This window comes from Roseibaca sp. Y0-43, from assembly GCF_020667835.1.
Lineage (GTDB): Bacteria > Pseudomonadota > Alphaproteobacteria > Rhodobacterales > Rhodobacteraceae > Roseinatronobacter.
In genome coordinates, this window is the sequence record NZ_JAFMPR010000020.1 from 1 (window position 1) to 15,724 (window position 15,724).

The 15,724-nt window shown below is 59.9% G+C and carries 13 protein-coding genes; 5 read left to right on the forward strand and 8 right to left on the reverse strand.

The genetic code is table 11. The features are described from left to right. The first annotated feature begins 52 nt into the window (after positions 1 to 52). The 4 genes from J1C52_RS14555 to J1C52_RS14570 all read left to right on the forward strand — a co-directional run bounded on the left by J1C52_RS14555 (position 53) and on the right by J1C52_RS14570 (position 3,872). Positions 53 to 934 (forward strand): recombinase family protein, encoded by an 882-nt coding sequence (locus J1C52_RS14555; protein ID WP_227428661.1) that lies wholly within the window; start codon positions 53 to 55, stop codon positions 932 to 934. 282 nt (positions 935 to 1,216) lie between these two features. Further along, positions 1,217 to 2,404 carry a plasmid partitioning protein RepA gene (gene repA / locus J1C52_RS14560; protein WP_037239335.1) on the forward strand — a complete coding sequence of 396 codons (1,188 nt, stop codon included), beginning with the start codon at positions 1,217 to 1,219 and terminating at the stop codon, positions 2,402 to 2,404. Then, positions 2,404 to 3,474, forward strand: coding sequence for a plasmid partitioning protein RepB (gene repB, locus J1C52_RS14565; protein WP_227428662.1), 1,071 nt, complete (start codon positions 2,404 to 2,406; stop codon positions 3,472 to 3,474). The genes repA (J1C52_RS14560) and repB overlap by 1 nt, the downstream gene beginning before the upstream one ends. Before the next feature lie 155 nt (positions 3,475 to 3,629). Continuing rightward, positions 3,630 to 3,872, forward strand: coding sequence for a helix-turn-helix domain-containing protein (locus J1C52_RS14570; RefSeq protein WP_227428663.1), 243 nt, complete (start codon positions 3,630 to 3,632; stop codon positions 3,870 to 3,872). A 34-nt stretch (positions 3,873 to 3,906) separates the two neighbouring features. Here the strand turns inward: J1C52_RS14570 and J1C52_RS14575 are convergent, their stop codons facing one another. Next, complete coding sequence (locus J1C52_RS14575) at positions 3,907 to 6,858, reverse strand: Tn3 family transposase (protein WP_227428664.1); 2,952 nt, start codon at positions 6,856 to 6,858, stop codon at positions 3,907 to 3,909. A gap of 140 nt (positions 6,859 to 6,998) precedes the next feature. On the opposite strand from J1C52_RS14575, the gene J1C52_RS14580 reads away from it, so the two are divergent. Further along, the gene (locus J1C52_RS14580) at positions 6,999 to 7,565 is read left to right on the forward strand and encodes a recombinase family protein (protein ID WP_227428665.1); all 567 of its coding nucleotides are present in this window, start codon (positions 6,999 to 7,001) and stop codon (positions 7,563 to 7,565) included. A gap of 121 nt (positions 7,566 to 7,686) precedes the next feature. Here J1C52_RS14580 and J1C52_RS14585 read toward each other — a convergent pair whose 3' ends face one another. From J1C52_RS14585 to J1C52_RS14615, 7 genes are all read right to left on the reverse strand, one after another. After that, on the reverse strand, positions 7,687 to 7,851 hold the full coding sequence (locus tag J1C52_RS14585; protein WP_007803240.1) for a hypothetical protein: 165 nt from the start codon (positions 7,849 to 7,851) through the stop codon (positions 7,687 to 7,689). 391 nt (positions 7,852 to 8,242) lie between these two features. Beyond that, positions 8,243 to 8,716, reverse strand: coding sequence for a hypothetical protein (locus J1C52_RS14590; protein ID WP_227428666.1), 474 nt, complete (start codon positions 8,714 to 8,716; stop codon positions 8,243 to 8,245). Positions 8,717 to 8,815: 99 nt separating this feature from the next. Then, the gene (locus tag J1C52_RS14595; RefSeq protein WP_227428667.1) at positions 8,816 to 10,987 is read right to left on the reverse strand and encodes a ParB/RepB/Spo0J family partition protein; all 2,172 of its coding nucleotides are present in this window, start codon (positions 10,985 to 10,987) and stop codon (positions 8,816 to 8,818) included. A 127-nt stretch (positions 10,988 to 11,114) separates the two neighbouring features. Further along, positions 11,115 to 12,227 (reverse strand): helix-turn-helix domain-containing protein, encoded by a 1,113-nt coding sequence (locus J1C52_RS14600; protein ID WP_227428668.1) that lies wholly within the window; start codon positions 12,225 to 12,227, stop codon positions 11,115 to 11,117. Between the two features lie 203 nt (positions 12,228 to 12,430). After that, positions 12,431 to 13,360, reverse strand: a complete 930-nt coding sequence (locus J1C52_RS14605; RefSeq protein ID WP_227428669.1) for a ParB/RepB/Spo0J family partition protein — start codon at positions 13,358 to 13,360, stop codon at positions 12,431 to 12,433. Next, positions 13,350 to 14,495 (reverse strand): plasmid partitioning protein RepA, encoded by a 1,146-nt coding sequence (repA, locus tag J1C52_RS14610; RefSeq protein ID WP_227428670.1) that lies wholly within the window; start codon positions 14,493 to 14,495, stop codon positions 13,350 to 13,352. Before repA (J1C52_RS14610) ends, J1C52_RS14605 begins: the two co-directional genes overlap by 11 nt. 292 nt (positions 14,496 to 14,787) lie before the next feature. Continuing rightward, positions 14,788 to 15,672: a recombinase family protein gene (locus tag J1C52_RS14615; RefSeq protein WP_123644097.1), complete on the reverse strand. Its 885-nt coding sequence runs from the start codon at positions 15,670 to 15,672 to the stop codon at positions 14,788 to 14,790. Positions 15,673 to 15,724 lie beyond the last annotated feature (52 nt).

Here is a 15,724-nt window from a genome sequence, read left to right on the forward strand (position 1 = left end):
TTACAAACGGTCGTTTATTAGCGATATATGAAACTGCAAAAAGACTGTTTTGATGCCCCTGATAGGTTATGCCCGGGTCTCGACCGAGGATCAGACCCCCCTGCCCCAGTCGCAGGCCCTGAAATCCGCAGGCTGCGCAGAGATCCATGAAGAACAGGCCTCAGGCGGCAATCGTGCGCGGCCGGTGCTTGTGCGGGTATTGGAACGCATCGGCAAGGGTGACACGCTGGTCGTCGTTCGGATCGATCGGCTGGCGCGGTCGCTGTCGCATCTGCTGGAGGTCATCGAGCAGCTGGAGGCCAAGGGTGCGTTCTTTCGCTCGATCGAGGACCCCATCGACACCGGATCCCCGCAGGGCAAGTTCACGTTGCAAGTGCTGGGGGCCGCAGCCGAGTTCGAACGCGCCCTGATCCGGGAACGCACCAAGGCCGGCCTCGCCAGCGCGCGCACAAAGGGCCGCGTGGGCGGGAACCCTGGGCTGCGGGCCAAAGACCCTGCTGCTCTTCGCAAAGTGCGGCTGGCGCGACAGGACGGCTACATGGAGCGTCTGAACGAAAGGGCACAAGATTGGGTGCCCCATGTGCGCCGGTTGCGCCCCAACTTGGCCTGGGAAGACGTGGTGCGCATCATCAACGGCCCCCTGCCCGAGGCGCGTCGCTGGACCGAAAGCCGCCTGCTGCGCGCCGTAAACGCCTATGTTCGAGACGGTTTCCTGCCCGACATGGTGCTCGGCCGCGCCAGCCGCCGCGAAACCGACGACCGCCTCCCCGCCATCATCGCCGCCATCAAGGGCGCGGATCCCGACATCACGCTTCAGGCGATCTGCACCCGCCTGGAGGCGATGCGCGAGCGCACGCCCCGCGGGCGGACAAGCTGGCAGCCTTCGTCGGTGAAGATGCTGTTGCAGCGGGCCGAGAAGCTGGGAATGATTTAAGAGACTCAGATTCGTTCTTTGGAAGCAAAACCGCCTATGTGAATCGGGTACATCTTGCGTTTAAGAGATGGCAGCGACACAAGCACTTGACGCGCTGGAGCCTCGAAATAAGATAAGTCATTGTAAATAAATGATTTCATCGGGTACCGGCCCACTATTTGAAAAAATCCTTGCCTGTCAAACGCTTTCCTGACATTTTTGCGGAAGAACGCTAACCATCAGTTTCCGGCGGTTTTGCGTTCCTTCTCAAGATAGATCCGAAAGACGGGCGGTGGGACGGGCATGAACGAGCAGCGGATCAGAATGGATCAAAAGATCCAAACGATGGCGACACGTCTAAGCAAGTCGCTTGATGTGAATATGCGCAAGTCGTTTCTACCTGATGAACGAAAGGCTCTCAGACGGTTCTCATCCACGGAGGTTGCTCAGATCCTCGGGGTAAGCCAAGATTTTCTGCGGAAGATGTTCTTCGAGGACAAGCTCGATCTCGGTGACATCGAGACGGATGCCCGCGGCCGCAGGTTCTACACTGCAGAGCAGATCGACATAGCGCGCCACGAAATTGCCCGGTCAAGCACCAAGTTCCAGCATATCGTTCCTCGTCGTCGGGAAGGGGAGCATATACAGATCATTTCGATCGCCAACTTCAAAGGGGGCGCCGGAAAGACGACAACGGCGATCCATTTGGCCCAAAAGCTCGCCCTTGACGGTTATCGAGTTCTGGCAATCGATCTCGACCCGCAAGCCTCAATGACCACCATGTTCGGTTTCCGGCCGGAAATCGACTTCCCTGAAGCCGGAACGGTGTACGATGCCCTACGGTACGAGGACCCTATCCCCTTTAGAGACGTTGTGCGCAAAACGTATTTCCACAACCTCGATCTAGCTGCGGCCGGCTTGCTGCTCTCTGAGTTCGAGACCGAAACCGCACACGCCCTTCGAAACAATATCAGGCCGCCGTTCTATCAGCGGCTTGCCCTTTGCATTAATGAAGTCGAGACAGACTACGACATTGTCGTCATCGACTGCCCACCCCAACTCGGGTTTACCACACTATCAGCTTTGGTAGCGTCGACATCCCTAGTCGTCACTGTCATTCCAAGCATGCTTGACGTCGCCTCGATGGCCCAATTCCTGCAGCTCACATCCAGCCTCATGGCAACAATTGCTGATGTGGGCGCATCGCCCGACTGGGACTTCATGAGGTTTCTAATCACTCGTTTCGAGCCCAATGACGGCCCCCAAACCCAGATGGCGGCATTCCTGCGGACCATGTTCACGGATGACGTTCTTACACAGCCTTTCCTGAAATCCTCCGCAGTCTCTGACGCTGGGCTCACGCAACAGACACTGTTCGAGATCGCCAGAACGGATTTTCATCGCCAGACGTACGATCGGGCTATCGAGTCCATCAACGGGGTTGTGGCAGAGGTCGAAGGGCTCATCAAAACGGCATGGGGGCGCAAGTAATGGCCCGCAAAGTCACATTCGACATTCCCGAGGATGAAGAAAAGCAGGAGAACTCGTCGATTTCTCCGACTCGAACCCAGTCACGAGCCCCTGCCCTTTCGGGAATGGCCCGTTCTCTTCAGGATGCGGCACAATCTTCAATTCAAGAAATCAGTACCGACCTTATTGATGATTCCGAGTTCCAGGATCGTCTGGCCCTGGATGACGAAGATGACATCAGGGAACTGGCTGAAAGCATTGACAAGCAGGGACAGCTTATCCCGATACTTCTGAGCCCCGAAGGGGGGCGATACAGGATCATCTATGGGCGCAGGCGATTAGCGGCCCTTCGACTTATCGGCAAGCCCGCAAAGGCTCTCATCAGAGGCTTGGATGAGGATCAAGCGATTCTTGCACAAGGCCAAGAGAACAGCTTCCGAAAAGACCTCAGCTGGATCGAGAAAGCCCTGTTTGCACGTTCTCTCATAGAGTCCGGCAAGGATGAGGGGCTGGTCTGTGACGCCCTCAACATCGATCAGAAAGCCAGGAAAGCCGGTGACAAGCTCACGGGACTTGCTCGCATGAAACAAGTCACTTCCTGTATTCCGACTGAACTCATCCAAAAGATCGGGGCGGCACCCGGGGTTGGACGGGATCGTTGGTATGCTGCCGCAAAGTCTTATGAGAGCCTTGGCTTCTCTGGAGATGAAGGGTTTCCGGCCGGAAACCGAGAATTCCATGATGTTCTCATGAAATCCAGAGGTTCAGGCAAGACCTCCGACGAACGCTTTGCGGTCTTCGAAGGGCTCCTGAAACAGCACAAACCCCCTGCCCCATCCGCAATCCAGACAAAACTCGGGATGGTGAAGGTCACCAAGAGAAACGTGATCATCACCGTCAAGAACAGAGATGACGGGCTTCATAAGTGGATCTCTGAGAATCCAGAGGCCGCTCTTCTCGCGTTGGCGAACGCGAAGACCGCTGGTCCGGGGCAGATCATTACCCCAGAGAAAATGGAACCCATAGGTAACCCAGTCTCCGGCAGGGATCAGGATATTGACGGTCCTGACATAGACGATAACGAAAAGTGAGCAGAAAGGAGGACAGGCCAGAAAAGGAAAGACCCCCCGAAAGCAGTGCTTCCGAAGGGCCTCGATTAGCTTAGACACCTGATTGATACCCCGAAGCCGAATCGTTTTCAACACTGTTCGCGGTGAACGGGGAAGCTTTTTCAGCCGACATCATCATGAGACAGGTATTTTCTCACACACCCGCCTTGGCGGAAGGATCTCCTGTACCCTGTACGAACCCGTACAGGGTCATCGAGCCGATCCGAACGCTTCGCAAAGAACTCGGTTTGACACCAAATGATCTTGTGACACTGCAGGCCTTAATCAGCTTCATGCCAAAGAAGGCCGGACAAACAGCTTCAATGACTACCGTCTTCCCCTCGAACGCATCGTGGCCCCATCGGAAGGTTTCTTCGTAGAACCACGCTAAGGAAGAACTTTCAGCGAACACAATCAGGTTCCCCAGTCTCTGGCTGGCCTGATGTTCAGTGGTCGCGCAATTTTGCGGTCTGCGGCTCCAGAATGCCAATCGAAGTCACCGGATAGAATGACGTGCTCCCACCCGAGGGGCGATGTGTGAGGAAGCAGCTTGACGTCGTAGATCTGGGTGGTCTGCGCGAGGTGGCTGGCGGCCTTGTCCATGTAGATCGTATTCCAGAACGTGATGGCGGCGATGACGAGGTTGAGCGCCATGGCCCGCTTCTGTTGGGCGGCATCAGAGCGATCATGAATGCGCCCTTGTGAGTGGGCAAAGACGGCCCGAGCCAGCGAGTGTCGCGCTTCACCCTTGTTGAGGCCTGCGTGGCATTCCATGCGCAGGTCGGCGTTTTCGATCCAGTCGAGCATGAAGAGTGTGCGCTCGATCCGGCCGATTTCACCCAAGGCAAGGTAGAGCCGGTTTTGCTGGCGGTACGCTCCAAGCTTGCGCAGGATTTCAGACGGTTTGAGAGACTTGTCGCGGATGCTGGCGGCGAGACGCATGATGTCACCCCAATGCTGCCGGATCACTTCTTCGTTGATGGGCTTCCCGATGAGGGATGACAGGGTGGGCCACGCCTTCGCGCTTCCGAAGCATGCCAGCCGCCGGTCGGGAAAGTCGCGCAAGCGCGGGGCGAATGTCATCCCCAAGAGATGGAACAGGGCGAAGACGTGGTCCGATACGCCACCGGTATCTGTGTAATGCACAAGAGGGTCGAAGCTGGCCGGATTGCTCAGGAGGCCATCAAGCACGAAGGGGGCTTCGCCTGCGGTCGCCCCGATGACACTGGAATGGAACGATCCGTACTGACCCGACAAGAAGGAGTAGATCTTCAGGCCGGGATCGGGTCCATATTTGGCGTTGATGAGCCCACTGCCACGATTGGCAGCGAAGAACTGCCCATCCGATGAGCTGTGCTCCACCGCGCCCCAGTACTGCGCAAAGGGCAGGCCATGATGGGCGTCGACGATACGGCCCAAGGCATCCGCGAATGTCTCCGGCCGAAGGTACCATGTCTGCGCCCAGGTCAGCTGCGCATGGCTGACGCGCGATGAGGCATGCGCCATCCGCTCGAGACCAAGATTGGTGGCCCCGGCCAGGATCGTGGCCAGAACGGCGGCGGGTTCATCGTGCTGCTTGCCAGACCGCAGGTCGGTGAAGGCATCAAGGAACCCGGTCTGCGCATTCACCTCCCAGAGCAACTCCGTGATGCGGATGCGCGGCATCACGGCATCGATCGCCCGTTCCAAACGCATCGCTGCGGGCGGTGTGACCGCGTCATGCGGCGTAATCTTCAACCGCCCGTGTTCAATGCGGACACCAGGGAGCGCATTGCGCTTCAGGGCGCGGTCAACTTGCTCAAGGCGTTTCGCCAGCGTAGCCCGCCGGTCAGACAACCATGCGTCTGGATCGGTTTCGAATCCCGCGTCCCGCATGATGATTTCGGCTTTGTCCCGGGGCTTCAGGTAGCTGTCGAACCGGCGATAATCACGACTGCCGTCAACCCAGACATCCCCGGCGCGCAGGCGCTCTCGCAAGGTTGACACAACCGCAGTCTCGTACACGCGCCGTTGTGGCTGACCATCCTGAATGATCAGCGATGGCCAATGCTTGGCCGCGAACGGCATGGGAGGATCGTCGGGCAACTTGCGTTTGCCTGTGCGGTTTTGGTCGCGCAGCAAGGCAATTGCCTCCTTGAGGTCATCCCCCGCATCGGTGGCATTGAACTCGAACGCTTCAAGGAAGGCCGGGGCAAACTTGCGCATATAGGCATAGCGCTCAGCCGCCAGAGCGAGCGGATCACTGGTTGCCAGCTCTCCAAAGCCAGCGATTTCGTCACGCTTGCCCAAGAGCGTTTCCCACCCGACATCCGCATCCAACGCAGCAAAGGGATCTTGCCCCAAATCTTGTGCGCGGGCCATGGCATCAATGGACGCGCCGAAGAGCTGCATCAGCTTGCCAACCTTGGTCTTGCCCATACGCCAGACCTCCTCCTGGCGATTGCGGGATCTTGAGAAGAGCTGGCCGGTCAGTCGCTCGAACATGGCGATCGTCGCATCGGTGAGCGTGATGGATAAATCCGCCATCTGCGCCGCGACCGTAGCGATCCGCCGCCGTTCACCAAAATCGTTCAGCAAGCTCACAGGCGCCACAGCGCCCTCGCGCGCGAACTTGAGCAGCCGGTCAGGGTGGAGGCCGTGCCCAAGGTTTGGCGGCATGTTCAGCGATCGCAGATATTTCAGGCGATCCAGAAGCGCGGTCATGCTGGCCGGGCTGGCGGAATGCGGATAGCCACGCAGCCACGTGAGCCGCGTTTGCCCAACAGATGGATCGTTGACCAAGAGCGCCTGCAACTGGACACGTTGACCCGGAGAGAGAGCATCAAACAGCGCTGCGGCAGCCTCGCGCCGGGCGCGTGCCCGCCCTTTCAGGGCAAGACGCTCAAGCGTGTCCACGCTCGGTAACACCAGATGCTGCTTGCGCAGCTCCGCAACCAGCGTCTCAACAATCTTCACGCCGTGATCCGTCGCGAAGGCCGCCATCGTGGCGATATCCTCCGCTTGCTGCACATGTTCAGGTCCGAAAGGGGAAAGCCCCAAGTGGCGCATCGCGAGGGCATGATGTTCGTGCCGCGTATTCCGCCTGATGGCATAATCGTCGAGAGTACAGGCCTCCACCTGAAGCTGTTCAGCAAGCCAAGCGATCAGTTCCGCTGGCGGCATGATGCCGTCGCTCCACCCGAAGCCCGGGTAGCGCAGCAGACAAATATGCACCGCGACACCAAGGAGGTTTTCGGCGCGACGTCGGGTACGGATCAGGTCAATGTCGTCCCGGCTCAGCAGATAATGGCGGATCAAAGCATCAGGATCCGTCAGCACCTCGAAGAGGTCTGCATGCGCGCGGGAAGAAAGTAGTCGGCGGGCCATAAAGTGTCCTCAAAACGTAGTTGCAAGTTTGAAGACCTCGAATATTATAGAGACCAATAAAAAGACAGATTTGCTGCGCCAATTCAGGATCACAGCGATCACGTGAAGTCAGGCTACAAAACGGTCGTTTTGGAGACACCATGCCACGCACCGGCGACATCCTCGGATACGCAAGGGTCTCAACCGCCGACCAAGACCTGTCCGGCCAAAAAGACCGACTGCTGCAACACGGTGCCATTCGCGTGTTCGAAGACGTGATCTCCGGCAAGACGTTCAACCGGCCCGGTCTGGCGGCCTTGCTTGATCAGGCCAGGCCCAACGATACTCTCGCTGTCATCCGCCTAGATCGCTTGGGCCGCTCGCTCAAAGAGCTTCTGGAATCCGTCGATGACCTCAAGGCCAGAGAGATCAATCTGATCAGCCTTGAGGAGCGGATCGACACGACATCCGCCGCTGGCGAACTCGTATTCCACGTCTTCGGGGCCATTGCGCATTTCGAGCGCCGCCTGATCTCAGAGCGCACCAAAGACGGCCTGATCAACGCTCGAAAGCATGGCCGCAACCCGGGGCGGCCGCCATTGCAGCCCGAGACAATCTCAGCCCTTCAAGATCTCGTCAGCGCCGGAAAATCCGTCGCCCAGGCCGCAAAACACCTCGGCATAGGCAGATCAACAGCTTACAAGGTGATCAGAAACACCACGCCATAAGCCATGTTTATGCTTCGTTCTTCCTTAGCGTGGTTCTACGAAGAAACCTTCCGATGGGGCCCGATAGGCCCGGAGGCGCGCCAGCGCCGTGCCCGAGCCGTTACAAGGTGAGGCCTAAGCCTCATCCGAAGGGATCGTATTCCGAAACGATCACGACTTCGTCGCCGTCGATTTCATCGGCGGGGACAGCGCCAAAGGTTCCATCACCGGCCTGGAAGACGACGATCGAGACCATGAGCGTAGCGGCGAGGGAGGCGGCGAAGGCGTGAGCATCTTTGCGGGACATCTGTTTGGCTCCTGTCTTGGAGGCGGGGGACCATCCCCCGCGCGACAGGACCCCACAGGCCCGAAGACTGGCTGACATCACCGGGTGCGTTCGGCTCGCCCGAATCCACCCGGCGGCACGGGCTTGCCCCGTAGTCCGACCCCTTTGCGGGTTGATCTCGAAGACGGGATTCGGGGCAAGGAAGGGAATGGCGAGCGGGGGATGGTGCCCTGACGACTGGAGCCTGTTGTCCCGCCGATGCCTGGAACGCCGCCAGCCTCCCGGGCAGGCTCTTGGTTGAAGACCTCCGTCTTGGGGGATGGATCCTCTGGCGCCCCGCGATATCGCGGGACGAGGTTCTTGGTCGGTGAGAGGCCCACCCTTCGGCAGGCCCCACACGCATTGTCAGGGCTCAGGCGGCCAGGTCCGCGCCCCCTGCCCTATCGCTGTCCTCGGCACCGACGATTTCCAGCCGCGCGTTGCGATAGCCCTCCCGCGCAATCCATAGCTCGGCCGCGGTGACGGACTCGGCCAGATGCAGCAGCTCGGTATTGCCCCCGAAGTCGAGGAGCACACGCACCTGCCCGGCCTTCGGTGCCTCGGCCACTTCGAAGATCAGACGGCTGTCCGCCGAATGGCTGCGCATGATCGTGACAAGGATCACCCCGTCGGAGGAGAAGTTGCCCTCATGGAGCGTGAAGGAGGCCGGAGCGGTGCAGGTCGGATAGACCCGGGGCGGCTCCTTCTTCACCAGACGGCCAATGCCGTTCGAACGCTCCCAAGCGGCGAGCTTCTTGGTGAACCGGGCCGGCGGCTTGGGACTACCGTCGGTATAGCGGATCAGCGCCCCCAGAGGGGCTGAGTCGATGATGGTTGTTGGAGACATGATTCCTCATCTCGAATGCGAGCGTTCGCATTCAACATATTGATATTGCAGTATTTTGTGGGGGTGAGGGCGGGTTTCCCCGCCCCCGGATGGCTCAAATCACTCTGCGGCCAGCATCGACGCGGCGGTCTCCCGCAGATCGGCCGTCAGGAAAGCCGGAAGATCGACATCCTCGGGCTGGCCCGCGTGCTCCTCCTGCCCTTCTGCAATCTCTTCGCCGTCGTCCACCGCCAGATCAGCACGACGCAGGACCTCGGGCAACCAACCGCTGCCCTTGAGAAGCCGCTCGGCCTCCGTGGCCATCTCGCCCTTCTTGAGGTGATCGAGCAGCTGCGCGGTCCCCTCGCCCTTCGCCTCGCGTACGGCCTCGAGGATGCGGGCCTTGGGCACGCGGTTGAGGTAACCGTCGACCGTCGGCTCCCAGCCAGCCTCGACCATGTCGAGATCGACCGCGCGGGCCACCAGATCGGCGTGGGACATGCGGCGGGTCAGGCCGCTGGCAGAAATGCCTGCACCATAGGGGTTCACCTTCTCATGGAGCGCGTTGACCCCGAAGCTGAGGCAATGCGCCAGGAGGGCCAGACGGCTGCCCTGGTCGAGGACCGTGAGATAGTCCCAGAGCGCGGCATCATCACCGAGAGGCAGATCAGCCTCCCAGGCCGCGTGACGCTCATCGACCAGCTTTGCGACGACGCTGTCCTTCAGATCGGGTGCCTGCGCGGACATGTAGACGTGGCGCACCGAGGCTTCGAGGCAGCTGCCCGTGGCAGAGGAGGTGCGGAAGGTGTCCGTCACCAGCTTCAGGAGCAGGAGCGTCAGCGCGACGTCTGGCGACCGCCCGATGGCCTCACGCAGCGCGAGGGTCCGATGGGCGGTCAGTTCCATGACCAGCCGCTCGGGCAACGGCTTCAGCGCACCGTCATCTTCCTCATCGGACGCATCCGCGCCGATCGGCTGACCACCCGAAGTGATGACGGTGCCGCCGACAGAGGTCGCCAACGGATTCCAGCTGGAAACACTGGCATCACCCCCCTGCCCCAGGACATCCGCGCCATCGGAATTTTGGACCGCGGACTCCTCGCGCGGCTCGTCTTCGGGCCGGACATAGCCACGATAGATGGCAAGGCTGCCGTCCCGGTCCAGCGTGACGAAGACGCCCGCGCACCCGATCTCGACTGGATCGTAGGTCAGCGGCCGCTGTTCGAGCGCCTCCATCGCCATCTCGAGCTGACCGAGCCGGGCATCGATCTCCTCGGGGTATTCGTCCTGGCCGGAGTATTCCTCTTCCAGCGCCCGATACTCGGCGAGAAGCGTCGCGTGGGCCGCGCTTTCCTCGACGGTCATCGGCGCGGGATCACCGGCCAGACGTCGCAGACCGTGGCTGTAACCATAGGACAGGTCGGTCGCCACCTCGATCCACTTCCAGCCCTCGGAGGCCAGCGCCTCGGCTTCGACCTGGAGCTTCTCCGAAACCAGCCGGTCGAGCAGGGCAGGGTCCTCGAGCCAGCCACCGTCATCGCCCTGGAAGAGATCGCGCAGCACGACACCGCCGGCGGCCTCATAGGCATCGACCCCGACGAAGACCGCGCGACGATCCGAGGTCCGGACCGAGGTCTCCGTGAGCATGCGCCGGATGGCATAGGGTTCCTTGTTCCAGGAGTTCTTCACCGCATCCCAGACCTGCTCCTGACGCGCATGATCCGGGTTCACGGTGAAGGCCATCAGCTGTTCCAACGTCATGCCGTCCTCGGCATAGACCTCGAGCAGGGCAGGGGCCACGGAGGCGAGCTTCAGGCGCTGCTTGACGATCTGCGGCGTCACGAAGAAGGCCGCCGCGATCGCTTCCTCGCCCTGACCCTTCTCGCGCAAAGCCACAAAGGCGCGGAACTGGTCGAGCGGGTGCAGAGCGACGCGCTGCATGTTTTCTGCCAGCGAGTCATCCTCGGCCATGATCTCCGACACGGCATCCCGAACGATGCAGGGGATCGGTGCGGTCTTGGCAAGGCGCTTCTGCTTCACCAAGAGCGACAGTGCCTGGAAACGACGGCCACCGGCTGGGATCTCGAACATGCCGGTCTCGACCCCATCGGCATCGAGCACGGGCCGGACGTTCAGGCTCTGCAGGAGCCCGCGGCGGGCAATGTCCTCGGCCAGTTCTTCGACCGAGACGCCGGCCTTGATGCGCCGCACGTTGGACTGGCTCAGTACGAGCTTGTTGAAGGGGATATCCCGCGACGGGGACAGGGTGATGTTCTGGGCTGCTTTCGCCATCAGATCTTCTCCACGACGGGCGTCGGAAGCCACTCTCCCAATCTCACTTCCCGTCACCCCTCAAACCCCCAGCCTTTCCCTCTCGCCGTCGGTCTTGACCGCGGTCAAGACGTGTAACCTGCATACTCTATGCGCGTAGGATCGTTTCAAAGTATGCCTCGGGCTGCCTGATCGCTTCGCCCTTTCCCAACAGGTAGTCCAAGATCAGCAAAAGCCGTCCAGCCCCAGCTTTCTGGAGACCACGCATCAGTTTTTCTTGGCGTATTCTAAGCAATCGACCGATATCGAAGAGAACGCGGTTGAGGGCCTCGCCTGTTCGTGGCGGGTCTGGGAAGAAGTCCGCGACATGTGAAAAGTCCGTCCATGCCATTTTTGCTGGGTCCCGGTTCATGGTCGGTGCTCCAACGCTTTGGGAAGCGCTGGTCTGCTTTACGTGCGTGTCCTTCTTTATATGTTCTTTTTTTACAGACTCTATCTGCCGGTCATTTTGTCCGTTCCTGGCGGACATTTCGCTCGCGCACTCACGGCCGAGGGTTTGGTCTTGCGACTGCTCTCGGTCCGCACGGGTGCTTGAATCGTGGCACTCTCCATAGCTCGGCTTGGCGTTGGCTCCGAGCTCACGGAGACCAGCGATGATTTGCAAGACTGTGTCGGCAGTCAGGGTTGCTCGACGAAGCAAGTTTCGGATCGTTTCCAGTGAAGCCCGCCGTGCGTCATGGAGCTGTTCGTCCTGTAGGAGGGACGCGCGCAGCGCCAGTGCTTCTGCCTTGAGGGAGCGCAGGCGTTCACGCTCTTCCGTGACCTCCGATGCTCTGGCCGCAAGAGCGTCGTGGCTCTGCATTAACGGACCCAAGTCGATCCCAAACGCATCCCTGATGATCCCTCCGTAGCGGAGAGGGAAGCGTTTCCCGTTCGCTGAACTCTTTCGCTGGATGAGTCCGGCAGCCTCAAGGCGCCCGAGGCAGCGGCGAAGCGTTCTTTCATCAATGCCGTTTGCGCGCTCTGATAAGGAGGCGTTGGAAGGAAACACAACGGTCAGCTTGCACTGTATTTCACCAGAGTTGGGGCTCTGATCGCGCGGAAGAAAGCTGATGAGCGCTGTCAGTACGGTGACGTCGTTGCTCGTGAGGTTCAGGTCTTTCCGAAGAACCCGCACCGGCCCCAGAAGCTGGTAGGGGTTAGGGCAGGCAATAGCTGCCTGTTCCGCCAAGGCGGTTCGTGCTTGAGTGACATGTCTCATGGTGTTTCGGAAGAAAAAGCTTCCCCGGTCACCGCGAGCGGTGTTGAACTCGATTCGTTTTGGGGGTATCAATCAGGTGTCGAGACTGATTGAGGCCCTTCGGAAGCACCGCTTTCGGGGGGTCTTTCCTTTTCTAGCCGTTCCTCCTTTCGTTTTCTGCTCGTTGCTCTTGATGTCTTGACCGCGGTCAAGACACGGGGTCGTCACTTTGGGCCGTCTTGACCGCGGTCAAGAAGCTCTCCGATCAGCTTTCGGACCGCCTCTTCGACGCGTGGGGCAAGATTAGCGTCCACATCGATAGTGATGCGATTGCCTTTGCGGCCGATCTTTACGCGCTCACCTGGCTCAGCCTTGGGCGGAGTTGTCTTGGTGGCCGTGAGTAGCGTAACCGCTGCGTCAAGCCGCTCTGGGCCAGGCAAGCTACGGGGGATTTCGTGGGCGACTTCCTTGGCTCTCGAGACGTCCTTCTCGCACAGCCTGAAAAGCTTCTCCCAGACCCGCCGACCAACGCCATGTGCTGGTCCGATGGCCTGGATCAGCTCCATCGGAATGCCCGTCGCGATACGGTTCATCCGAGAGACGAGAGACTCATCGATCTGGAGTGCCCGATAGGCGATGGTCTGGGCGTTCTTGCGCGTCTCTTCTGTTTTCCCAAGTTCTCGAATGATGCCGGCGACGAACAAAGCCCTCTCGATGAACGAGGGGTCTTGGCGGGCATTGTTCTCCACGCCTTGGGCGATCAGTGCTTCCTCTTCGGTCATTTCCATGACCGTGGCCCGCACCTTCTGACCAAGCTCACGACAGGCGAGAAGCCTGCGGCGCCCATAGACGATTTCAAGTGCGCCATCCTGGGTTCGGCGGACAAGAATGGGAACCTTTTGCCCATGCTCCCGGATCGAGGACACAAGTTCCTCGAGGCCATCGCTCGGATCGATACGGTCCATGACCGCGGACATCCGCACGGCGCTCGGGTCGATCAGGCGCGTGGCGTGTTTGTCTTCCTCGAGCACGGATGCTTGCGCACGAGCGACTGTCGGGCTCGTACGTTTCAGATCAAGATCCACGTCCTCTTCTGCAGTCGCGGCATTGCCCATCGCGTTCTTGAGGGAATCTCCGAAGACCTTACGCGCCATGGCTACGCCCCCATGCTTTTAGGATTTCGCGTTCGACTTCGTCGGTCACGCGTGAAACGGACTCGATAGCACGCTCGTATGTTCTGCGGTTCACGTCGCGAGGTTCGACCTCAAAGATGCTCTGCTGGGTGTTTGCGGCATCACCTACCGCCGTCGACTTAAGGAACTCGGCAGGGAGGACCGCATCGCCAAGGACCGTGCGAAGCAGAGAAGAGATCTGGACCTGTGGACCGTCGGTGTTCTCGTACCGGGTGATCAACACCCGAACGAAGTTCAGGCCGTGCTCCGGAGCATGCGCCTCGACGACGCCCATCAGGTTGCTTGCCATACCGAGGAAGCTTGCCAGGGACATGACATCAAGCATGGACGCGTTAAGCGGGATCAGGACCCCGGTGGAAGCAAAGAGGGCAGAGATCACCGAGAAGTTCAGCTGCGGCGGGGTGTCGAAGATCACCACGTCATATCTGTCTAGGACAGACTCAAGTGCTTCGCGGATCCGGCTATGGAACGTGGTGGCTCCGTGCCTGAAGCTCAAAGCGACCTCAAACTCGTACTCCATGATGTCCATGGAGGCGGGGATAAGGTCGACCGTCGGAAAGTTCGTTTTGCGAATGATTTCGGAGGCGGGCAGGGGACCTTCCGACCGGATCAGATCGTAGGAGGTCGGCATGTCAGGATCGAGTTCAGGAGTCACCCCAAACAGGTTTGTCAGACTTGCCTGGCTGTCGAGGTCGATAAGCAGGACCCGATAGCCGCGAAGGCCCAGTAGCTGACCAACATGAGCTACGGTCGACGTTTTTGCGGACCCGCCCTTCAGGTTGAAGATTGTCACGACCTGGCACGGTTCGCCGGCTCTTCTGTGAGGGTGCTCATCGGGCTTAATCCTGCCCGTCTCAAGAAGGACGCGTTGGGCCTCGACCATTTCCTCGGCAGAGAAACTGCGGCGGTTGCCACCCTCGAGTATACCTTCGGGAAAGCCTTCGAGGTTTGACACATGGTGGCGGAAGGTGTTCTGGTTGAGCCGTAGGAGATCTGCCGCTTCCCGCATCGCGAAGCGGCGGAGACCCTTCTGGGCATCCGGTGGAAAAGTCTCCTGAGCATGTTCTCGCAACCGGCTACCAAGCCGCTTGGACATGACATCGAATCTTTGAGAGGCTCGTATCCCGCTCATGACTGCCCTCAAGTCTTTATTGTTTTGTAGACCTTAACAGTTTTGGTGAGTAAATCCAGCCCAAACCGTTGAGCGGCGTATGCGCGTTGAAGGGGCTGATTTCTGACGAGAGAAAACCATTAAGTATCAGTGCGTTGGGTGGCCTTGTTCGCAGCGTACTTCAACAGCTCGTGGGTCGTGGCGTCGTGGCCACAACATGTATTGTGGACGCCTACGGACTGCAGATCATAAGAATCGCATGGCGATTCCCGCGACTTCAATCAAGCAGCCCCAGCCTCTCGGCTCGCTCCAACAGCATCTTCACGGATGACGGCTGCCAGCTGGTCCGCCCACGCGGCGTCCGCTCCCGCATTTTCTCGAGCCTGTTGCAGATTTCTTGCAGCGTAATCTCCGGGTTTGCGCCCTTGATGCCGGCAACGATGGCCGGCAAACGGTCGTCGGTATCGCGGCGACCGGCACGGCCCAACACGGTTTCGTCCAAGAACCCATCCCGCACATACGCGTTCACAGCGCGGAGCAATCGGCTTTGTGTCCACTGACGTTCATGGGGCAGGGGAGCGTTGATGATGCGCAGCACGTCCTCCCAGGCCATGTCGGGCCGCAGGCGACGAACGTGCGGTACCCAGTCCTGTGCCGTCTCGTTCAGGCGATCCATGTAACCGTCTTGCCTCGCCAGCCGCACTTTGCGAAGCGCCGCGGGATCGCGGGCGCGCAGTCCCGGGTTGCCGCCAATCCGACCCTTGCTGCGCGCCGAGGCCAGCCCCGCCTTGGTGCGTTCGCGGATCAGGGCGCGCTCGAACTCGGCCGCGGCGCCGAGAACTTGCAGGGTGAACTTGCCCTGCGGCGAGGACGTGTCGATCGGATCGGTCAGCGAGCGAAAAAAGGCACCTTTCGCCTCCAGCCGCTCGATGACCTCGAGCAGATGCGACAGCGATCGCGCCAGACGATCAATGCGCACGACGACCAGCGTATCGCCCTTGCCAATCCGCTCGAGCACGCGGGCCAGCACGGGCCGTGCACGGTTGCCGCCCGAGGCCTGCTCTTCGTGGATCTCGACGCAGCCCGCGGATTTCAGGGCCTGCGACTGGGGCAGGGGGGTCTGATCTTCGGTCGAGACGCGCGCATAGCCGATCAGGGGCATCAAAACAGGCCGTTTGCAGTTTTACATACCATCAATAAATGACCGTTTGTAA